The sequence below is a fragment of the Otoolea muris genome, assembly GCF_943193115.1.
Taxonomy (GTDB): domain Bacteria; phylum Bacillota; class Clostridia; order Lachnospirales; family Lachnospiraceae; genus Otoolea; species Otoolea muris.
Window position 1 is genome coordinate 1 of record NZ_CALPCY010000010.1, and the last position, 22,050, is coordinate 22,050.

The 22,050-nt window shown below is 53.2% G+C and carries 17 protein-coding genes and 1 other RNA gene; 4 read left to right on the forward strand and 14 right to left on the reverse strand.

Going from position 1 to position 22,050, the window contains the following annotated elements:
- Positions 1-563: 563 nt before the first annotated feature.
- The 14 genes from NFS31_RS08280 to NFS31_RS08345 all read right to left on the reverse strand — a co-directional run bounded on the left by NFS31_RS08280 (position 564) and on the right by NFS31_RS08345 (position 16,996).
- Positions 564-1,268 carry a CvpA family protein gene (locus tag NFS31_RS08280; protein WP_251493391.1) on the reverse strand — a complete coding sequence of 235 codons (705 nt, stop codon included), beginning with the start codon at positions 1,266-1,268 and terminating at the stop codon, positions 564-566.
- A 2-nt stretch (positions 1,269-1,270) separates the two neighbouring features.
- The gene (locus tag NFS31_RS08285) at positions 1,271-2,098 is read right to left on the reverse strand and encodes a Cof-type HAD-IIB family hydrolase (RefSeq protein ID WP_251493393.1); all 828 of its coding nucleotides are present in this window, start codon (positions 2,096-2,098) and stop codon (positions 1,271-1,273) included.
- An 85-nt stretch (positions 2,099-2,183) separates the two neighbouring features.
- The gene (locus NFS31_RS08290) at positions 2,184-4,661 is read right to left on the reverse strand and encodes a tetratricopeptide repeat protein (protein WP_251493395.1); all 2,478 of its coding nucleotides are present in this window, start codon (positions 4,659-4,661) and stop codon (positions 2,184-2,186) included.
- A 67-nt stretch (positions 4,662-4,728) separates the two neighbouring features.
- On the reverse strand, positions 4,729-5,328 hold the full coding sequence (recR, locus tag NFS31_RS08295; protein ID WP_251493397.1) for a recombination mediator RecR: 600 nt from the start codon (positions 5,326-5,328) through the stop codon (positions 4,729-4,731).
- 4 nt (positions 5,329-5,332) lie between these two features.
- Positions 5,333-5,686 carry a YbaB/EbfC family nucleoid-associated protein gene (locus NFS31_RS08300; protein ID WP_251493399.1) on the reverse strand — a complete coding sequence of 118 codons (354 nt, stop codon included), beginning with the start codon at positions 5,684-5,686 and terminating at the stop codon, positions 5,333-5,335.
- Positions 5,687-5,740: 54 nt separating this feature from the next.
- The gene (gene dnaX, locus NFS31_RS08305; RefSeq protein WP_251493401.1) at positions 5,741-7,357 is read right to left on the reverse strand and encodes a DNA polymerase III subunit gamma/tau; all 1,617 of its coding nucleotides are present in this window, start codon (positions 7,355-7,357) and stop codon (positions 5,741-5,743) included.
- Positions 7,358-7,372: 15 nt separating this feature from the next.
- Positions 7,373-8,452: a 6-phosphofructokinase gene (locus NFS31_RS08310; RefSeq protein ID WP_251493403.1), complete on the reverse strand. Its 1,080-nt coding sequence runs from the start codon at positions 8,450-8,452 to the stop codon at positions 7,373-7,375.
- Positions 8,453-8,651: 199 nt separating this feature from the next.
- Positions 8,652-8,913, reverse strand: an RNA gene (gene ffs / locus NFS31_RS08315) — signal recognition particle sRNA large type.
- A 313-nt stretch (positions 8,914-9,226) separates the two neighbouring features.
- The gene (locus NFS31_RS08320; RefSeq protein ID WP_251493404.1) at positions 9,227-9,709 is read right to left on the reverse strand and encodes a hypothetical protein; all 483 of its coding nucleotides are present in this window, start codon (positions 9,707-9,709) and stop codon (positions 9,227-9,229) included.
- On the reverse strand, positions 9,699-11,639 hold the full coding sequence (gene bioF, locus NFS31_RS08325; RefSeq protein WP_251493405.1) for an 8-amino-7-oxononanoate synthase: 1,941 nt from the start codon (positions 11,637-11,639) through the stop codon (positions 9,699-9,701). Before bioF ends, NFS31_RS08320 begins: the two co-directional genes overlap by 11 nt.
- A 163-nt stretch (positions 11,640-11,802) precedes the next feature.
- Positions 11,803-13,362, reverse strand: a complete 1,560-nt coding sequence (gene rlmD, locus NFS31_RS08330; RefSeq protein WP_251493406.1) for a 23S rRNA (uracil(1939)-C(5))-methyltransferase RlmD — start codon at positions 13,360-13,362, stop codon at positions 11,803-11,805.
- Positions 13,363-13,647: 285 nt separating this feature from the next.
- Complete coding sequence (locus tag NFS31_RS08335; RefSeq protein ID WP_251493407.1) at positions 13,648-14,244, reverse strand: TIGR01440 family protein; 597 nt, start codon at positions 14,242-14,244, stop codon at positions 13,648-13,650.
- Between the two features lie 471 nt (positions 14,245-14,715).
- Positions 14,716-15,828: a chorismate synthase gene (gene aroC / locus NFS31_RS08340; protein ID WP_251493408.1), complete on the reverse strand. Its 1,113-nt coding sequence runs from the start codon at positions 15,826-15,828 to the stop codon at positions 14,716-14,718.
- A gap of 103 nt (positions 15,829-15,931) precedes the next feature.
- Positions 15,932-16,996: a lactonase family protein gene (locus NFS31_RS08345; protein ID WP_251493409.1), complete on the reverse strand. Its 1,065-nt coding sequence runs from the start codon at positions 16,994-16,996 to the stop codon at positions 15,932-15,934.
- 352 nt (positions 16,997-17,348) lie between these two features.
- Between NFS31_RS08345 and NFS31_RS08350 the strand changes: the two genes are divergently transcribed.
- The 4 genes from NFS31_RS08350 (at position 17,349) to NFS31_RS08365 (ending at position 21,845) form a co-directional block, all read left to right on the forward strand.
- Positions 17,349-17,882: a helix-turn-helix domain-containing protein gene (locus NFS31_RS08350; protein WP_251493410.1), complete on the forward strand. Its 534-nt coding sequence runs from the start codon at positions 17,349-17,351 to the stop codon at positions 17,880-17,882.
- A gap of 41 nt (positions 17,883-17,923) precedes the next feature.
- Complete coding sequence (potA, locus tag NFS31_RS08355) at positions 17,924-19,000, forward strand: spermidine/putrescine ABC transporter ATP-binding protein (protein ID WP_251493411.1); 1,077 nt, start codon at positions 17,924-17,926, stop codon at positions 18,998-19,000.
- Between the two features lie 101 nt (positions 19,001-19,101).
- Complete coding sequence (locus NFS31_RS08360) at positions 19,102-19,926, forward strand: ABC transporter permease (protein WP_251493412.1); 825 nt, start codon at positions 19,102-19,104, stop codon at positions 19,924-19,926.
- A complete protein-coding gene (locus NFS31_RS08365; protein ID WP_251493413.1) occupies positions 19,926-21,845 on the forward strand; it encodes an extracellular solute-binding protein in 1,920 nt (639 codons plus the stop codon). Before NFS31_RS08360 ends, NFS31_RS08365 begins: the two co-directional genes overlap by 1 nt.
- Positions 21,846-22,050 lie beyond the last annotated feature (205 nt).

A 22,050-nucleotide genomic window follows, 5' to 3' on the forward strand; every position in this document is an offset into this window, starting at 1 on the left:
CTAATTTTAACCGTTATTACTGTTTGGTTTTGTTCTGAATGTTTTCTCAAACTTCAAGGCTTAACCATAAGCCTTTTATCTTAAGAATTTTCAGGGTTTTATATACTGTTCAGTTTTCAAGGTTCTGTGTTGTTATCTCTTGTAGCAACTTTTATAGTCTATCACATGTTTCTACATTTGTCAACAACTTTTTTATTTCTTTTCTTTGCTTGAGCTGTCATCTCGCTGACAGCTTAGATATAATACCATATCTTTCCGTATCTGTCAACTACTTTATTTGACTTTTTTATTTTCCTGCATCTGCTAACGGGACAGCCGTTGTTTGATACAGATGAATATTCTGTTCAATTTGCCGATGTTGTACATCGGGATTAAACTATAACATCTCCCATACAGCTTGTCAAGGATATTTTTGGCTTTTTTAATAACGCTCCTTCAGTGTAACAGTTCAGATGACCCTGAACTGTTACGGGCATAGGGCCACTGCGTTTTCGTACAGCCAGCGCAGCAGATTCTCTGACCTATCTGCCAACTTTGTCCCGCATTATCCGATCTGTAAAGAGCTATAAAATATGCTTTATGACCGCCATTGCGAAGCCTCCCAGCAGATTTCTCTCATACAGAAAGGACAGCCATGCGCTGCTTTCTATCTGACGGATCAGGAGCCTGCCTATCGAGGTGGCGGAAAAGGCTGTAATGAACAGAAACGCTACCCACAGGTAGAGTACGCCTTCCACACCTCCCAAAATGCCTCCTGCTATCTTGTTGACTCCGCTTAAAACAGGCAGGCGCGCCACCAGGTCAAGCCAGACCGTTACAATCTTAATGCCGGTAAATACAATTACAAACAGGATCAGGAACAGGATCATATTGAGGATACTGTTGGCCAGATATTTCGCGATGTAGCCGCTGAATGCCTCCACGCCGAGTACGCGGTAGACCTCGTTATTATTATTTTCCAGCAGAGCGTCCTTTAGCTGTTTGGGCAGCTCCAGCGTCTCGATGATCATCCGCTGTCCGGACGGGCCTGCCTGATCGGCCGTCTCGCTGAGATTCAGCGCAGACAGAATGCTTTCCTCAAAGGCGGCGCAAATTCCGGTGTTGGTTTTTATAAAATCAGCCGCCCTGGGAGTGACGCCGCGGGCAATCAGAAGGGTGGCGATCAGAGCTGCTGCCGAAACGGAGAGCTTGATAAAGCCTTTATAATGTCCGTAAAGTATCATACCGGCCAGATATACTCCGACCGCAATTGACAGCCATTTTTCCATTCTTATTCTCCAAGGGCATATTGCTCTATGGCGGCGGCTACTCCGTCCCTGTCATTTGTCAGGGTGATAATATCCGCCTGTTTTTTGAGGAAGTCCGCTCCGTTTTCCATCGCAATGCCGAGCCCGGCTGCCTGCAGCATGGGGAGGTCATTTTCTCCGTCCCCAAATGCCATGGTTTCTTCACGGGAAATGTTTAAATGCGCTCTGAGACGCTCCAGGCCGCCTCCCTTTGTCGCTCCCTGCGCGTTCACTTCCAGATTCCATGGCAGGGAAGAGGTAACGCTCAGGGCGTCTATCTGTGACAGTTCGCGCCTGACCTCTGCTTTTACTGCTTTTTCCCGGAAAATCAGGTTGATTTTCTGGACAGGGGGGTGGAATTCCTTTAAATAGGCAATTAAATTTGGAACCGGCTGCCGTGAGCTGCGGATAATACGGCAATTTTCCGGCGGTACGCCAAACTCCTCCAGACGTTCCAGAAACTGCGCTTCACAGATTCCCCGCCCTTCGATATACAGATCATACAGCATCGGATATCTCTCCAGTATTTCGATCGCTTTGAGCGCTGTCTGCCAGTCGATATACTGAGCGGCAATGCTTTTTTCCTCCCTGATATCCCAGACGGAAGCGCCGTTCGTGAATATCCCGTATCTCACGCCTGGAAGCTCTAAAATCTCGGCCGGTACGGCTCTCATGGCGCGGCCGGTGGCAGGTACAATCTCTATTCCTCTTTTTTCACATTCTTCTATTGCCGCTCTGGTCCGGGCCGTGATCCGCTTATCGGTTGTGAGCAGCGTCCCGTCCAGATCCAGGGCTATTAATTTTATAGACACTTAAAACACCTCGCATTATCCGGCGTGTGTAATGCGTAACCGTTCAGACAGCCTGAACGGTTACCGTAATGCACGTTTTTTCCTTTTATGAGTCAAAGAAATGCTTTTCTTTCAGGATCAGAAGCCCCTCTTTGTCGTATTTTGGCGAGAACAGGCCGCCGAATGATTTTTTCTCCGCCCTGTCAGCCGCTTCTTCTATCAAATCCTCCGCGCTCGTCCGGGTAAGAGGCGCTCCGTCCTCCTCCATCATTTCCACGCGCTCATACAGGGCCAGAAGGCTCTTTCCTGTAATGCTGCAGTCGATCTCAGATGCATATTTGCAGGCATATTGCGTAAATTCTTCTACATCCATGACCGTCCCGTCGTCCGGCTCTCCTTCCTGCGGCGCGTAGTCGCTGTATCCGTCATCAGAGGCATCCTCCTCATAGCGCTCCTGAAGGCTTGCGGCCTCTTCGTCCGCCTCGCGGCGCATCTGCTCTGCTCTGTATTCCTCCTGATAGATAGCCTCGTCCGCCTCTTTTTCGGCCTGATAACGCGCTGCTTCAGCGGCGTCGTCTTCTGTCCTGCGGCGGATTTCCTGCGTCAGTTCGTCTTCCGCCTTACGGCGGGCTGCCCTTGACGCCTCATATCTCGCGCGGCGCGCTTCTTTTGACACCTCATACTCGGCCTGGCGGCGCGCTTCCTCATCTTCTCCGTATTCCGCCTCACGGCGGGCCTTTACGGCGGCTTCATATTCAGCCTTGCGGCGCGCTTCTTCAGCGGCTTCGTATTCATCTTCACGGCGCGCCTGCCTGGAAGCTTCATATTCGGCCTGACGGCGCGCCTGGCTGGCGGCTTCGGCTTCCGCCATACTGCGGGCCTGACGCCGGATCTCCTCCTCATGGGCCGCCAGCCTCTGCCTCGCCGCCTCTTCCTCTCTTGCCGCCGCCATTCTAAGCATTTCCGTTTCCCGGGCCGTCTCCTGCTCCTCTCCGGGCTGTGCATTCATATCCATATCCGGATATTGAATATAGCGGAATTTCTGCGCAAAATCAGGATATTGCATGTACATCTGCTGTAAACGGGGCGGCGTGTCGAACAGCACGAGTACGATACCGGTCTGATCCTGGTCGATCAATGCGTCTAATTCGTCGATCACAACCGAATCCAGATCCGCCGCCCCCTCGATGATCAGATCCTTTCCCGGCAGGCGTTCTGCCACGGCATAGAGCCCTTTGCGGTTTAATTTGTCGCCGCTGACTTTTGCCACGGGATTTTTTCTCCCCATCTCACGGTGAATGCTTTTTAAACATTCCACAGCCATGGCTATGCCGTCTTCCCGGCTTACTGCCTCAAGCATGAGGTGATATCTGTCTTCCAGAGCCAGATCCCAGTCCTCAATCTCAGAAATCTCGTCCTCATAGGATTCGGACTGCTCTTCATAGGTGTCCTGAAGCTCTTCGTAAGCGTCCGGCTGTTCATAGGCGTCCGGTTCCTCATAGGCAGCCGGCTCCTCCATATAAGGCCCGGGCTGCTCTTCATATTCGCCCGGCGAGGCGGTGGACGAGGGCTCCATATCCTTATCCACATCCGCGCTCATTTTCAGCGGTTCTGCCGTTGCCGACGCCTCTTTTTGGGCTATCGCCTGTTCCGGCCAGTCACGCGCCTGCGAATCCTCTTCGGCCTGGAGCGGCTGCCGGGCGGGGCGGACGTCGCGGGCCGGACTGAAAACTCTCGTTTCTCCGCCGCCTGCAGCCTCCTCCTCGCCGTATGGCTCCAGCTTTGACATTTCTCTGGCCAGCTCCTCCTTTGCCCTGGCTTCATGGAGGATCGCTTCCATCTCCGCTCCGGATGTATCCCTGCCTGTCTCCATCTCATTTTCCTCCGAATTGTAATATTCCTGTCTCTGTATTAAACGGCGGTTAGCAGGTTTCTGGTACTCCTCCTCCACAGCGCGCAGTTTTTCCTCATATTTTTCACGGTTTTCTACCAGATCCATCTGATACTCTGACAGCGGTGCGAACTGCTGCTTCAGCTCCATGGCTTTATCCACATATTTCCCCAGACCAAAAAGCAGCATGATCTTATCGCAGATCTGGACACAGTCTTCATCCCGCCCTGCCTGCCTGTAGAGCTCCGCCAGACGGTACAGCCATTTCTCATCGAGATCCTCCTGGCAATAGCGCTCCAGAGTCGCTATCTGCTGTTCCAGGGGGGCCTCCCTGGCCTCTAAAATCAAATGCCACAGAAGGAACTGACGCGGATCGTCCCCTGCCTGTTCGCAGAATTCCCGGTAGTAAGCTTCCGCCTCCTGGACATTGCCCTCGCGCAGCGCCAGATCCGTTAATTTAAACAAGAGCCCCTTTCCGATGGGGGCCCGCTCAAAGGCCAGAAGAAGAATATCCTTTGCCTCCTGATATTCCGCGTTCCGCTCGTATACCTGGGCTACCATGGTGAGAAGGCTCGTACTGCGCACGCGCCGCCAGTCAATTGCGTCGGCAATTTTCATGGCTGTCTCGTAATCGCCCTTATTTACCAGTTTTTTTATCTGTTCAACCTTTATATTAAACTCGTACTTATCCATCTCTTTCGCATCTCCTAAGCGCCCGCGGCATCCGCCGGCGTTTTGTTGTCCCGGTAATATCCTGCGGCTACAGCTCCGTGCGGCCGTCCAGGGCCCTCAGAAGCGTCACCTCGTCAATATATTCTAAATCGCCTCCCACCGGAACTCCGCTGGCAATCCGCGTCACCCGGATTCCGGATGGTTTTACAAGCTTGCTGATGTACATGGCCGTCGTCTCCCCCTCCAGATTCGAGTTCGTGGCGATAATGACCTCCTGCGTCTCCTCCTTCTGGAGGCGCGTCATCAGCTCTTTTAAACGGATATCCCCCGGACCGATGCCGAGCATCGGCGATATGGCTCCATGCAGCACATGGTAAACTCCATCATACTTCCCCGTCTTCTCATAGGCCGCGAGATCTCTCGTGTTCTCCACGACCATGATGGTTTTATGATCCCGTCTGTCGCTCTTACAGATGGGGCACAGCTCTTCATCCGTCAGGGTGCAGCACTCCCGGCAGTAGCGGACGTTCTGTCTGGCTTCCATGATGGCCGCTGACAGATGCTCCGCCTGTTCTTTTGGCATATTGATGATATGAAATGCCAGGCGCTGGGCCGACTTGCTCCCGATGCCGGGAAGCTTTGACAGTTCCCCTATGAGCTTTGTGATCTGCGTACTGTAATAATCCATAATCCTAGAACGGGAATCCTCCGCCAAGACCTCCCAGGCCGCCTGTGAGTTTTGCCATCGCAGCGCTGCTCTCCTCCTCTGCCTGGCGCAGCGCTTCATTCGTCGCGGCCACAATCAGATCCTGAAGCATCTCAATATCCTCCGGATCCACAACCTCTTCAGAAAGCTTTACGGACAGAATCTCCTTCTTTCCTGAAACGGTCACAGACACCGCGCCGCCGCCCGCTGAGGCCGTGTACTGCTTTTCCTCGAGCTCTTTGGTGGTTTCCTCCATCTGACGCTGCATTCTCTGAGCCTGCTTCATTATATTATTCATATTGCCAGGCATTCCGCCTGGAAAACCGCCACGTTTTGCCATGGTGTGCTTCTCCTCCTGAAATTCATAGTCTCTCATTTATGTTGAAATGCTGTATTAGTCATCCTCAATCACAATATCTTCATGGATCACCTTCAGATCCTCGTCGCTGACATATGCCGTGTCCTTTAGCTCCCCCGAGGACTCCAGGCGCGCTTTAAATTCAATCTGTTTCTGATATGTCTCCTCAACAATCTGTTTCAGCTCTTTTAAAACGCTTTCACGGTTGACAATCGAATAGTTGCCCGGCAGCGTGAATACGATGCAGAGGCAGCCTCCGCCTCCCGGCTCCACCGCTGTATTTTTGAGGGCGGCGCGCACGGCCCCGTTTGTCAGGCGGGCGATCTTTGCCCATTCCCCGCGAATCAGCATCAGATCGTCGTATTCGGCCCTGGGAAGCACGACCGGCTTTTCCGGCGCTGTCTGCGCTTCCCGGATATCTCCGGCTCCCGGCTCTTTTAGCGCCTGCGCGCATCCTTTCTCCGATGCCGGCGCAGGAAACGCCGACGGATGCAGGGACAGCTCCTCAAGCTTCTTTTCCAATGCGGAAATCCGCTGGAGCAGGGAATCTGTGTTCTGCTCCATGGACGGCATAGTCAGTTTTATAAATGCGATCTCCACCAACACGCGCTTTTGGCTTGCATAGCGGAGCTGTCCGGATAGTTCGGAAAAGATCCGGATATAGCGCATCAGCGTCTCCCCTGTCGTCTGCATGGCTTCCTCGCGGAGCGCGGCAATATTTTCCGCGGACATATCCAGCATATCCTCCGCATCCTCTGCAGCCATGACGATCAGAAGGTTTCTCAGATACCAGACAAAATCATTTACCATCTGGCCCAGATCGCGCCCCTGTATCACCATCTCCTCGATCACGCTGACACAGCTTCCCGCGTCCCCGGAGGCGGCGGCCTTAAACAGGCGGCCAAGGATGCGGTTGTCTACCGCGCCCAGTACCTCCAGGACATGTTCATAGGTCAGTATCTCGCCAAAGTGAAAGGCGCTGCACTGATCCAGCAGGCTTAAGGCGTCGCGCATGGAGCCGTCGGCCGCCCTGGCCACGTAGCGGAGCGCGCGATCCTCTGCCTGCATCTGCTCCGCCTGTGTAAGCTCCTGTAAACGCGCTGTAATCTCCGGGACTGTGATCCGTTTGAAATCGTAGCGCTGGCAGCGCGACAGGATCGTGATCGGAATCTTGTGCGCCTCTGTGGTGGCCAGTATGAATATCACATAGGACGGCGGCTCCTCAAGCGTCTTAAGCAGCGCGTTAAACGCGCCGATCGAGAGCATATGAACCTCGTCTATGATAAATACGCGGAAACGCCCCTCTGTGGGCGGGTACTGAACCTGCTCGCGGATATCGCGGATATTCTCCACACCGTTGTTAGACGCCGCGTCGATCTCCACGACATTTAAGGAAGCGCCTGCCGCAATCTGCTTACAGAGAGCACACTCGCCGCAGGGGTTTCCGTCTGTGGGATGCTCACAGTTGACTGCCCTGGCAAATATCTTGGCAATACTGGTTTTTCCCGTGCCTCTGGTTCCGCAGAGCAGATATGCGTGTCCGATGCGTCCTGACGTTATCTGGTTTTTGAGAGTTTTAACGATGTGATCCTGGCCTCTTACCTCATCAAACGAGGCGGGCCTCCATTTCCGGTATAACGCAGTATAGGACATGGACAGCGCTCTCCTTTATTCGTCGCCGAAGCTGATACCCACGGATTTCGCTTCCCGGATAATGTCGCTCTTGGGATCTACGGTCTTTAACTTTCCTGCAATATCCTCCAGCGGGATCTTTGTGATCTTCCTGCCGTCCACGGCTACCATGTAGCCATACTGCTTTTTGCGGATCAGCTCCGCTGCCTCTGCGCCGAGACGGGTAGCCAGCACGCGGTCATACGGAGTCGGCTCGCCGCCGCGCTGCATGTGCCCCGGTACGGTCACGCGGGCTTCCTGGCCGGTCTTTTCTTCAATCAGGGCGCCCAGCTCATAGGCCACGGACGGATATGTGGGCCCGTTCTTTTTCTTTTCCTTCAGCTCCTTTTTGGAGAGGGCCGCATCCTCCTTGGAGATCGCGCCTTCCGCAACGGCCAGGATCGTAAAATTCTTGCCGTTCTTCATGCGCCCCTTGATGGCGTCCACCACAACCTTGATGTCATAGGGAATTTCCGGAATCAGTATAATATCCGCTCCGCCTGCGATGCCGGCGTAAAGGGGCAGCCAGCCCACCTTGTGTCCCATAATCTCTACGATAAATACACGGCCATGGGAGGCGGCTGTTGTATGGATGCAGTCAATCGCATTTGTTGCGATATCGATCGCGCTGTGGAAGCCAAAGGTTAAGTCTGTTCCCCATAAGTCATTGTCAATCGTTTTGGGAAGGGATACGATATTGAGCCCTTCTTCGCGCAGGAGGTTGGCCGTCTTCTGGCTTCCGTTTCCTCCCAGGACAACCAGGCACTCCAGCTTTAATTTATAGTAGGTGTGCTTCATGGCCGCCACCTTGTCGAGCCCGTTCTCGTCCGGCGTCCGCATCATCTTAAACGGCTGGCGCGAGGTCCCGAGTATGGTGCCGCCCAGCGTCAGGATACCCGAAAATTCATACGGCTTCATCACCCGGTAGTCCGCGTACATAAGGCCCTTGTAGCCGTCCTCAAAGCCGACAATCTCCACATCGTCAAACATTTTATATAATGATTTCGCCACGCCGCGCATGGTGGCATTTAAGCTCTGACAATCTCCGCCGCTGGTTAAGATACCGATTCTTCTCATGAATGACACACCCTTTCCTTTTTCTTTCTGTTTTATGTACTTCCTTTACGGTTGATCCCAGGCCGCCGCCAGGTTACTGCCTGCCGCATTTCTTTTGGCCTGCGAATATTATAATACAATCGACTTGCGCGGGCAAGGAAAAAATATAATAAGACAAAAAGAGAATCCCGTTATATGGATTCTCTGCTTCTATTTTTATCCGCACGTCCTGCTTTGAACGGCTTCCACAGACGTTACCCCTGCGCTTAACTCGGCCCAGGCTGCCTTGCGGCACACAGAAGCTTCCGCTTAGTGCTGCTGCATTCCTGCCCTGACACGGTTCACGGATTCCTGTTGCGCAAGACCCAGGCTTCAACGCCAGTTACAGGGGGCGGCTCTGCAGAAAACCGCCCGGGGCAGAACATCACCCCCGCTGTAGCGGATTGCGGGTACAGGGCACCGCTGACTCCCCGGCTGTGCGGAAACTTTATGGCTTGGTTCGTAAGCTCTGGCGGGTAGGCCGCCGGCTTTTCCTGTTTGGGTTGGTTTGGCGGGCAGGATTGTGATCCGTTCTGCGCCGTCTGATATAGTATACATGGCATTCAGGGGTTTGTCAAGATGGGGATTAGAGCATATTATTTTTTAAGTTACAGTTCAGCCTTCCGGCTAAACTGCAACAAATGATGCACAGAAATTGTGCTTGCTGCCCTCGGGTTTTCTGTGACCTTCGCTCACAAAAAACACCTCGCGGAGTCGAAGGCTGAACTGTTACTTTCTTAACAGCTCCTGAGATTATTACTGAACAAATAATCCCCAGTTTTCTGCCGCTTTGATTAAAATCGGCGCTGTGACAGCGGTGAATGCCATTCCCGGCAATGCGTACAGGAGCAGGAGGCGCATGTCGGCTCCGGTTAGCTGTGCCAGTATGATTCTTGACAGCAGGGTTCCGCAGGGGCCGCTGATGATTACAGCGGGTTTGCTGTCTTTGAACAGGGTCAGGATAGCGCCTGCCGTGATTCTGTATATCATTGCAACTGTGATATTCAGGATATTCTGGACTCCGAGGACAAAGCCGCAGAGGCTGGAGGCTATGCCGATCATGAGGTATCTTTTAAAGCCCAGGTTTTTGGCGATGGTTACGGCAAATGGGGCTGAAACCTGGAATTCTGCGCCTGGCAGGAAGGACGGTATTTTGAACATTCCTGTTATGAGCAGGAGGACGGACAAAATCCCGTCGGATGCGAGCGCTCTGGCCGAATATGTTTTTTTAGTCGTCATGGTATTGGTTCCTCTTGTCTTTGAAAGCCGGAAGATTCAGGATTGCCTGGGCCGCTTTTTTTAGCTGTCCCTGCTCGTGGGTTGCCATCAGTGCGATTCTCAGCCTTGCGCTTCCTTTTTTTACGGTCGGGTAACGGATTGCGGATGTAAAATAGCCTTCTTCAAAGAGCGTCTGCGAGGCTTCCACAGTCTTTTTTTCGTCTCCGATAAGGAGCGGTATCACGGCGGTTTCTGAGTGGATGGGCAGTCCCCCTTCCCGCAGGCGCTGGCAGAAGAAGCGGACGTTTTCATGGAGCTTTGCGATAAGCCCGGGATTTTCTTCTATAACCTCGAATGCTTTGTATGAGGCGGCCATGGCGACGGGGGAGAGCGATGTGGAAAAGATAAAGCCGCGCGCTTTATTTTTCAGGTATTCCGTAAGGTTTCTGCTCCCGCAGACAAAGCCTCCCTCGCTGCCGATGGCTTTGCTGAGCGTGCCCATCAGGATGTCCGGCCTGTGCTCATAGTGGAAGTGTTCTATAATTCCTCTTCCGGTCTCTCCGAGCACGCCGGTCGAATGGGCCTCGTCAATCATGGACAGCAAGCCGTTTTTGTCTGCTATCTGTACGAATTCCGGGAGCCGCAGGATGTCTCCGTCCATGCTGAAGACGGCGTCGCTGACGATAAGCCCTCTGGCGCAGGGGTTCTCAGCTATTTTCTGCTCCAGATCCCGCATGTCGTTGTGCCTGTATACGATGATCTTCGCGCCGCTTAACCGGCAGCCGTCTATTATGCTTGCATGGTTGAGCTCGTCGCTGAATATGGTGTCTCCCCTGCCCATGAGCGCTGATATGGCGGCCGTGTTAGCTGTGTAGCCTGAATTGAATACCAACGCGGATTCGGTGTTTTTAAAGGCCGCAATTTTCTCCTCAAGCCGCTCATGAAGCTCTGTGTTTCCGGTCGTGAGCCGCGAGCCGCCGGAGCCTGCGCCGTAGGTCTCAAGCGCGCGGGCCGCATACTGCTTTACATCTGCTCTGGACGACATATCCAGGTAGTTGTTTGACGCCATCATGAGCATCGTCCTGCCGCCGCATTCCACGGCGCGCGATTGGGCGGACCGGAGCGTTTTCATGGTCCGGTATAAATGTGTCTGGCGCATCGCGCGCAGTTCATTCTCTATATAATCAAATTTCCCCGCCGGTTTTTCTTTCTGTACCAGGGGCTGTACGTTTCGTACGAGCACAGGCTGGTTTTCCAGGTAGGTTATGGTTTTTCCGACATCGCCTCTGCTGCCGCGGTATAAAAAGATCCTTCCGCCGCTTTCACTGCCGTATTCTTTTAGTTTGGTGATACGCTTATATCCGGATGATTTGGAAGCGACGTAGCCGGTCACATAGCCGGGATCGTCGGAAATGCAGATTTCGCCTATGATGTTTGGCGCGTTCGCTACCTTGGTGGCCAGGACAATTGCTTCCTGATAGTGATCTTTGGGGGCGGCGCAGGCCGCTTTGCCGTTTTGGGGCCCGGTTTCCTGATCCATGTAGGTCGCGCGGACTCCGCGCTCCGGATCGGGCTCCAGCCGCTCAAGCGTATCCACATCCAGCAGGAGGGCGCCGCGCATAGAATTCATTTCCGGCAGGAGGGCGATTATGTTTTCTGTATTTTCAAGAAAGAGCGCGTTCAGGAATTTTCGTATCTCCTGCACGCCTTCCCGGACATCGGAGACTTCGACGGTGTTTACCGGAAGGGCGTCAAGATATAGGATATCCTCGTCCTGAAGGCGTTCTATTTTGATATTCAGCATATCCGGCCTGCCTTTGGGATGGGTCAGCCCGCGCTGTAAAAGGCCGGACGCATTTGCGGGTATCCGGCTGTCCGGGATAATTTTTTCCGCGCCGGAAATGTGCGCGCCATGGGCGCTTGCACGCATTTTTATACTGTATAACGGCATTTAGGTATCTCCCTGCTTTCTCTGGAATATAGAAGCGCTCCCATTGGCTGCCTGAGGCGTTTGTTCCAGGGGGGCGCGTTCTGTGCTTGCTGCTCCTTTATTTTATTATAACAGGGAATAATTGTCAACTATAAATTTTATTTAGTTTACATTTGAAATGAAATCACAAACGCGCCAAAAGGCACACAGTCTCCACATGCGGACTCCACCCAAACATGTCACAGCACCTCACCCTCTGCACCTCATATCCTCTCTCCCCCAGATATCTGACATCCCTCGCCAGTGTAGCCGAATCGCAGCTCACATAAACCACCCTGGCCGGCCGCATTTTTACGATGGTGTCCAGGCAGACCGTATCGCATCCCTTTCTCGGCGGATCGACTACGATGACGTCCGCATGGCGTTTTTCCTTTTTATACTGTTCAGGCAGAACATCCTCGGCTTTTCCCGTAAAAAATTCTACATTTTTGATCCCGTTTATCCTGGCGTTCTCCCTCGCGTCGAGGATCGCCTGCGGCACGATCTCCACGCCGCAGACCTGCCTGGCCCTCTGCGCCAGAAACAGGGAAATCGTCCCGATCCCGCAGTACAGATCCCATACGATCTCGTTTCCGGTCAGAGCCGCATACTCCAGCGCGGTTTGATAGAGTCTTACAGTCTGCAGGGGATTGACCTGGTAAAATGACAGGGGAGAAATCCGATACGTTACACCGCCAATCTCATCCGTGATATAGAGCGGGCCGCTTAGGCTGGCCACTTCGTCTCCCATGATCACATTCGTCTTCTCTGTGTTGATGTTAAAACAGATACTTTTTATACCGGAAATGCCGGAAAGGCGCCGGATCAGCTCCTCGCTGTGGGGAATCGCCCTCCCGTTTATCACCAAGCATACCATGATTTCACCTGTGTAAAATCCTTTTCGGATCAACGCATGCCGGATCAGGCCGCTGTGAGTCTCCTCGTTATACGGCGGAATCGCGAAACGTTCCATCCAGCCGCGGATCTCTTTTAATATCTCCTTATTTTCCCCGGCCCCTAACAGGCAGTCCTCACATTCGACGATGCGGTGGCTCCTTCCCGCATAAAAGCCGTATATCACGTTTCCCTCTTTGTCTTTTCCAAATGGAATCTGGGCTTTATTCCGGTAACGCCATGGATCCTTCATCCCAATAATCGGCTCCATGATGACATACGCCCCGGCCTTTAATTTCGACTTCTCCTCTTCACCCTGCGTGCTCCCGCCGTCTGCCAGGGCCCCGGCGCCGGCCAGACCGCTCTCCTCCAAAGCCCCGGGCAGCATCAGATTGTCCAGCCCTCCGATCCGTTTTAAGTGATTGTATACCTTCCTCTCTTTAAAACGGAGCTGTTCCTCATAGCTCATCGTCTGGAGCTGGCAGCCGCCGCACTGGCTGGCAGCCGGGCATCTCGCCTCGATCCTTGCCGCTGAGGGCCTCTGCACCTTTAAAAGCCGCGCAAACCCGTAATGCTTTTTCATCTTCATGGCTCTGGCCTCGATCCGGTCGCCGATCACGGCGTCCCTGACAAACCATGTGTATCGGCTGCTGTTTTGATCCCGGTTTTGCTCCTGTTTTTTATGCGGACATGGGCTCTCTTTTGAGTTCTCTGTTCTGAGCTCCTTCCGGATCTCTTTTCCGATCCCCTCCCCGTTTTCGCTCATATCGACAATTTCCAGCTCTAAAACGTCATTCTTCCTGATTTCCACGCAGTCCTCTCCTCTTTAGCGCCGCCCCGGAGCATGTCTGAAAATTGCTCTGGCCGGCGCGTAACTGACTGAGGAACTGTCTCGAAATAACTTCCCATTAGTCCGCAGGATTTTTCTTCGGGAGCGCTGCTCAAAAATCAGGCGCATAGCGGGCTATGTAACTGATTTTTGAGCAGTGCCGCCGGAGAAAAAGACAAGGAATATAGGAAGTTATTTCGGGACAATTCCTAACTATCCGTAATGATTCAGGCGCGCCGAATCGCCACGGTTGTATTTTACTGAAATCTACAAATACTTCGCCCGCTCCCCGCCGATGTATTTAAGCCTTGTCCTGGCGCATGCCACGTGGGCGCCGCCAATCTCGCGGATGGAGATGCGCACAGGTACCGCTACAGGGCGAAGATGCATCCCTATCAGCGTATCGCCGATGTCAAGCCCTGCATGGGCCTGTATGCGTTCGACTGCCACAGGGCGCTCCATCTGTTCGTACGCGGCTGTGGCAAAGGAACCGCCCGCCTTTAGCTGCGGAACCACGTTGACCATTTCCAGGCCATAGCGTTCTGCGGTCTCTTCCTCTACGATCAGCGCCCGGTTTAAGTGCTCGCAGCACTGGGCCGCCAGGCGGACTCCTGCCGGCTTTAATTCGGACTGGAGCGCGTCACAGACCGTCCGGCCGATTTCGGCGCTCGAGTAGGAGCCGATGCGGTATGATGCGATTTCACTTGAAGAACAGCCCGCTGCCAGGATGTCTCCCTGTTTTAATGACGCCGCTTCCAAAAGCTCGTGTACGGCCTGTTTCACCTGTCTGTAAATTTCCCTCAGATGCGCCTCTGGTTCCTGTTCCGCTGATACACCTGTTCCTGTGTTATAATTCTGTCCCATCCCGTTTTCTCCCTGTCATGATTGCCATTACTCTGATTACTGCGATTATCACGTTTTTTAGCGGTTGTCGCGATTTGCGCGATTAGCGCGATTTCCATGAGCACCGCAGTTTTCACGATTGCCACTGTTTTTTCGATTGCCGCCGTTTTCACGATTGCCACATTTTCCATAATTGCCGCAATGTACAGCTAAGGAACTGTCAAGAAATAACTTTTCATATTGCTTGTCTTTTTCTCCGATAGCACCACTCAAAAATCAGTTACATAGCCCACTATGCGCCTGATTTTTAAGTGGCGCTCCCGAAGAAAAATCCTGCGCACTATTGAAAAGTTATTTCTTAACAGTTCCTAAAGCAAAAAGACGCCCCTGCCGCGCGGCGTCTCTTTATTTAAAAACAATCCGTAACCGTTCACCGGCTATCTGAACTGTTACGGCAGCCCCTTATATTCCTGACTTTAAACGGATCAGCTGCTACTGTCCCGTCCGTCCCCTGTAAAATTCCCGGATCCGATCCATCCTGGCAGTCATGCCGGCCAGAAGCAGATCCGCCGCGGCAAAGGCCGCCATGGCCTCCACAACGACCACGGCGCGCGGCACAATAATCGGATCGTGGCGTCCTTTCACGCTTAATTCGATCTCTTCCCCGCCGCGGCTGACGGTCTTCTGGGGCGAGGCGATCGACGGGGTCGGCTTGAACGCTGCCCGGAAGCAGATGTCGCCGCCGTCGCTGATCCCTCCCAGTATCCCGCCCGCATGGTTTGTTTGTTTTCTGACGGTTCCGTTCTCGCTGTAAAATGCGTCGTTATGCGTGCTTCCGGTCATCTTTGCCGCGGGGAAGCCCTCTCCGATCTCAAATCCCTTGACAGCGCCGATGGAGCAGACCGCCTTTGCAAGGTTAGCGCTTAATTTTTCAAAAACCGGATCGCCGACGCCGGCGGGCAGGCCCTTTATGATGCACTCAGCCACGCCCCCGGCGGAGTCTTTTTGAGCCATGAGCTTCTCCAGATATGCTTCCGCTTCGGAGGCCGCGGCTGCGTCCGGCATACAGAGGCGGTTGCGCCCGCATTCCGCCAAATCAAAGCGTTCCGGGCTGACTGACACGGGCCCGATGCTTTTTGTATAGGCTGTCACCGTTACGCCGAGCTCTGCCAGGAGTTTTTCCGCCACCGCCCCGGCCGCCACGCGGCCGATCGTCTCGCGCCCGGAGGAACGGCCGCCGCCGCGGTAGTCGCGAAAGCCGTATTTTTCATCATACGTATAATCCGCGTGTCCCGGCCTGTAGCAACCGGCGATCTGGCTGTAATCCGCTGACCGCTGATCCTGATTTTCCACCAGCATGGAAATCGGGGTTCCGGTTGTTTTTCCCTCAAAGATCCCGGACAGGATCCGCACGGAATCGCTCTCGCTGCGTTTTGTCGTAAACCGGCTCTGGCCCGGCTTTCTACGATCCAGCAGCTTCTGGATGTCTTCCTCTGTAAGCGGAATCCCGGCCGGGCAGCCGTCCACCACTACCCCAAGCCCCGGGCCGTGGGATTCGCCCCAGGTCGTCATTGTCAGAATCCTGCCATATATTGAACCCGCCATATCCTGCTCCTTTTCTCCTTTTTTTACTGCATGTACTCCCGGAATCTCGCAAAATCAGGCATTCCAGGAGCACATCTCCCTGCGCGTCTGTCCCCCGCGGCGGCTATCTGCTTCCTGGTACCTTCACAATCACGCAGCAATTGGGCTCGTTCACCTCAATGCTCCGGTTGCACATTACCAGAAGCCCGTTTTCATAATCCACCTTGAAAAAGGAAATACTGTTGCTCCCGTGGTTGATCGCGGCCAGATGCTTCTGATCCGGGAAAATGGCGATATCCTTCGGATAATCTCCGCTGATGGGCAGGCAGCACAGGAGAGTCAGAAGGCCGGTATCCGGATCCCGGCGGTAAACGCTGACGGAGTTATCGCCCGCGTTGCTGCAGTATAAATAGTGTTCGTCCGGCGACATGCGGATCGCGCAGGCCGCAGTGAGCTGGCTTAAGCGTTCCGGCGCTGTGGAGGTGATGGTCTGGATCTTTTCCAGAACCGGCACCTTATCCCCGGTCTCATACGTATAGACGTCAATTACATTTTTCACCTCATACATCAGGTACATGAAACGGCCGTCCGCGGAAAAGATAAAATGCCTCGGCGCGGATTCAAGCTCGCAGCGGAGCGCGTCAACCAGGGTCAGAAGGCCCTTAACGGGATCAAAGCGGTAGATTTTGATCTGGTCGATCCCCAGATCCGCCACGAATACAAATTTCCCGTCCGGCGTGCGGCGGCCGCAGCTTACATGGGGACGGAAGGTGCGCTCCGCCACGCTCCCCAGGCCCCTGTGATACACGCCGTCCGTGATTTCCCCGATGGAGCCGTCGCGCTTTAATCTCAGCACGGTCTCCTTGCCGTCATGGTAGCCAGAGACAAAGATATATTTGTCCTTTTCATCTGTCGCGATATGGCAGCCCCTCATGGCCTTGGTGTTGGCGCTGTTTAAGCGCGTCAGGGCCCCGTTCTCCTGTATGCGGAAGGATACGATCCCCTCGTCTGCGATGGAATACAGCGTCTTCCCGTTATTTGAAACTGTAAGATACGATGAATTGTCTACTTCCTCCTCACACCGGTAGTGGAACAGCCCTTTTTCCACATCCACATCATATACCGTAATCCCTTTTGCCTGGCCATTGTATGAATAGGATCCCACATACGCCATATATTTATTCTGCATCCTGCTTCCTCCTCAAATTGTTCTGCCGCCGCGGTGTATTTCGCAAAGCCTGCCATGCATCCTTCCCCGCCTGCTCTGTGGCCGGCAGCGTCCGCCTGTCTCCCCCTATTATCGTATTTTTCTCTTTTCTTGTCAATCTCTGAATAAAACTATTGACAGAACGTTTTCTTTCTGTATAATGTTACTTGCGCGGTGTTTATTATTTCTAAACATCGGGATTATTTTTACCTTCATTTAGTATTGGTAAACTTACGTGCTCCCGGGAGCTCACCTCGCCTGATTTTGTGAGATGATTTTTTGTCAGATGTGCTCAGATTCCGGGAGTACATATTTTATAAGAAGGAGGCAAACCGTGAGCATAGGATCACGTTTAAAGGAACTGCGCATCTTAAAGGGCCTGACCCAGGAGGAGCTGGCCGACCGCGCCGAGCTTTCCAAGGGCTTTATCTCCCAGGTTGAGCGCGATCTCACCTCTCCGTCCATCGCCACGCTGATGGATATTCTGCAGTGCCTTGGCACGAGTATTAAAACATTTTTTAACGAGGAGCCGCAGGAACAGATCGTGTTTGGGCAAAATGATTACTTTGTCAAGCAGGATCCGGAGCTGAACAATGAAATACAGTGGATCATCCCCAATGCGCAGAAAAACACCATGGAGCCCATCCGTCTGACTCTTAAAGCCGGCGGATCCACGTACCCCGACGCCCCCCACGAGGGCGAAGAATTCGGTTATGTCCTGCAGGGAAGTATATCTATCCACCTCGGCGACCATACTTATAAGGCGAAAAAGGGCGAATCCTTTTACTATGTCAGCGGCAAGACGCATTATCTGTCCAGCCGCGGCGGGGCCGTCCTTATCTGGGTCAGTTCGCCGCCCAGCTTTTAGCCCGTTTTCAAATGCCATTTTTACCAGACCGGAGGAATATTATGAGCCAGCCACTGATTGATTTAGTACATATTACAAAAAACTTTGACGGCGATATCGTCCTTGACGACTTAAGCCTTTCTGTCAGGGAGAATTCCTTTGTGACGCTTCTCGGCCCCAGCGGCTGCGGGAAGACGACGACGCTGCGCATTATCGGCGGGTTCGAGTCTCCGGATAAGGGGCAGCTTATCTTTGGGGGTGAGGATATCACAAAACTCCCGCCAAATAAACGGCAGCTCAATACCGTTTTTCAGAAATACGCCCTGTTCCCTCATATGAATATCGCGGATAACATCGCCTTTGGCTTAAAGATTAAGAACAAACCCAAAAGCTACATTCAGGACAAAATCAAATACGCCCTGCGGCTGGTGAACTTAAGCGGCTTTGAAAACCGCTCTGTGGATTCCTTAAGCGGCGGCCAGCAGCAGCGGATTGCCATTGCGCGGGCGATTGTCAATGAACCCAAGGTTCTTCTCCTCGACGAGCCGCTGGGCGCGCTGGATTTAAAGCTGCGGCAGGATATGCAGTATGAGCTGATCCGCTTAAAGAATGAGCTGGGCATCACTTTCATTTACGTCACGCACGATCAGGAAGAGGCCCTCACGATGTCGGATACGATCGTGGTCATGAATCAGGGCTACATCCAGCAGATGGGTTCCCCGGAGCAGATCTACAACGAGCCGGAGAACGCGTTTGTCGCTGATTTTATCGGGGAGAGCAATATCGTGGACGGCGTGATGCTGCGCGATGAGCTGGTTGAAATCTTCGGCGCGAAATTTGCCTGTGTGGATAAGGGCTTTGGCTGCAACCAGCCTGTGGATGTGGTGATCCGGCCCGAGGATATCGATCTGGTACGGCCCGGGGACGGAACGCTCCAGGGCGTTGTGACCCACCTGATTTTCAAGGGTGTTCACTATGAGATGGAGGTCACCACGCCGGACGGCTTTGAATGGCTTGTCCACAGCACGGATATGGTTCCCGTGGGGGAGGCGGTGGGCATCCATGTGGATCCCTTTGACATCCAGATCATGAATAAGCCGGCCTCTGAAGATGAGCAGGCGGTGGGCGTAACGGAATAAGCGCAGGCTGTTCCCTGTCACGAATATATTCTCAGCATCTCACCGCTCCTCATTTTGTGAGACTTTGAGAGTGTATACCATACTATAAGGAGGAGGCTGTCATGCAAAGTAAGACGGCAAAGCGGCTCTTAGCCGGCCCCTATATCATCTGGATGATCGGTTTTACGGTGATTCCGCTCCTGTTGATCGTATTCTATGGCCTGACCGATAAAAGCGGGGCCTTTACGGTTGCGAATGTCCTCTCTATCCGGACGCCGGAGCATGCAAAGGCACTTCTTTTGTCGCTCCTGTTGTCCCTGGCGAGCACCGCGTTCTGCCTGGTTTTGTCCTTTCCCCTGGCCCTGATCCTGCGCAGGCGGGGCATCGGAAAGGGAAGCTTTATGGTATTTATTTTCATCCTTCCCATGTGGATGAATTTCCTTTTGCGCACGCTGGCATGGCAGACGCTTCTGGAGAAAAACGGCGTTATCAACGGCGTGCTCAATCTCCTCGGCCTGCCGAATATTGCCGTCATCAATACGCCGGGCGCGATTATCCTGGGCATGGTTTACAATTTCCTGCCCTTTATGATCCTGCCCATCTACAATGTGATGGCCAAGATCGACGACAATACCATCAACGCCGCCAAGGATCTGGGGGCCAGCGAGTTCCAGACGCTGATTCACGTCTGGCTCCCGCTCAGCCTTCCGGGCATCATCAGCGGTATTACCATGGTGTTTGTGCCTGCCCTGACCACCTTTGTAATCTCCAACCTGCTCGGCGGCAGCAAGATTCTCCTGATAGGAAATGTCATTGAACAGGAATTTACCAGAGGGAATAACTGGAACCTGGGGGCGGGCCTGTCCCTTGTGCTGATGCTCTTTATCTTACTCAGCATGGCTCTGATCGCCAAATATGACAAAGACGGAGAGGGGGCCGCATTTTGATGAAACGATACAGCTTTAAACAATTTTTTCAGGATTTTTATCTGGCTCTGATCCTGATCTTTTTATATGCGCCGATCGCGACCATGATGGTTCTGTCCTTTAATAACACGAAGTCCAGAACCCTCTGGGGCGGCTTTACGACAAAATGGTATACGGAGATGTTCCAGAATCAGGCCATTATAAACGCGCTGAACAATACGCTCCTGATCGCCTTTGTCTCCGCTCTTACCGCCACGATCATCGGGACCGTGGCCGCTATTGGGATTAACAGCATGAAAAAGCTGCCCCGCAGCATCGTGATGGGCGTGAACAATATCCCCATGCTGAATTCGGATATCGTGACCGGAATTTCTCTGATGCTGGCATTTATCGCGTTCGGGATCTCCCTGGGCTTTAAGACTGTGCTGATCTCGCATATTACCTTTAATATCCCCTATGTGATCCTGAGCGTTATGCCGAAATTAAAGCAGACGAACCGCTCTGCTTATGAGGCCGCCCTGGATCTCGGCGCAAAGCCTTTACAGGCATTTTTTAAGATCGTATTTCCCGATATTGTACCCGGCGTGCTATCCGGCTTCCTGATGGCTTTTACCATGTCGCTCGACGACTTTATTGTGACCCATTTCACCAGGGGCGCGGGGATCGACACCCTTTCCACCCTGATTTACAGCGAGGTGCGCCGCGGGATCCGGCCGTCCATGTATGCGCTGTCCACTCTCATTTTCCTGACCGTGCTGGCGCTGCTCATCATTACGAATTTTGCGCCGGAGAAATCGCCCTCTTCCGGCTCAGACGCGGCGTCCGCATCGAAAAGCATCCTCGCCGGGCGCATCAAAAAGGGGATTCTGGCCGCGGCCTCCCTGGCGATTGGGGCCGGCGTGGGCTTTTCCACCTGGAGCCGGTACTCTGCCGCCCGCTCCGACGAGCTGTTTGTCTATAACTGGGGCGAATATATAGATGAATCCGTGATTGAGCAGTTTGAGGAGGAAACCGGAATCAAGGTCACCTATGATGTGTTTGAGACAAATGAAGAAATGTACCCTGTCATTGAAGCCGGGGCCGTACAGTATGACGTCGTGTGTCCCTCGGACTATATGATCCAGAGAATGGCCGAGAACGGGCTTCTGGCAGAGATTGACTTTGGAAATATCCCGAATCTCGATCAGATCGGAGATCGCTATATGGAAATGTCCAGGGGCTTTGATCCGGATAACCTGTATTCCGTCCCCTATACCTGGGGCACGGTGGGAATTCTCTACAATACGAAGCTCATTGAAGAAAAGGGGCTTCCGGTTCCCTCCAGATGGGATGACTTGTGGAATCCCGCTTACGAAGGCGAGATCCTCATGCAGGACAGCGTCCGCGACGCCTTCATGGTTTCCTTAAAGTCGCTCGGATATTCCATGAATACCTCTGATGAAGCCGAGCTTCAGGAGGCAAAGAAAAAACTGATTGACCAGAAGCCGCTAGTACAGGCATATGTGATTGATCAGGCGCGCGACAAAATGATCGGCGGCGAGGCGGCCGTAGGCGTGATCTATTCCGGTGAAATGCTTTATATACAGGAAGAGACGGCTGCGCAGGGGCTTGATTACTCTCTGGAATATGTCATTCCTGAGGAAGGTACGAATCTGTGGGTCGATTCATGGGTGATTCCGGCTAATGCGAGGAATAAGGAAAATGCGGAAAAATGGATCAATTTTCTGTGCAGGCCGGATATTGCTCTGAAAAACTTTGAGTATATCACGTATTCAACTCCCAATCAGGGGGCGTTTGAGCTTCTTGATGAGGAGCTGCAGAATAATAAGGCCATTTTCCCTGATATGGAAGATTTGGCTGGCAGCGAGGTCTACCTATATCTCGGCGACGAGGTGGATGGGGTGTATAATCAACTGTGGAAGGAAGTGAAATCGCAGTAGGGGAGGTTAGAGCTTTTTCCGCCATAGTTTTATGCCGTGAGAGGGCCGCCGGAGACGGCTTCTGTATCCATTAGAAACCCCGCTCCCGCTCGGAGAAAAGCGCAGCGGACGCTAAGCTCGAAAAGACCTCGCTAAGCGCCGGCGGTTTTCTACGGGTTTCTAATGGATACAGAAGCCGTCTCCGGCTACGTTACTGGCGGGCCTT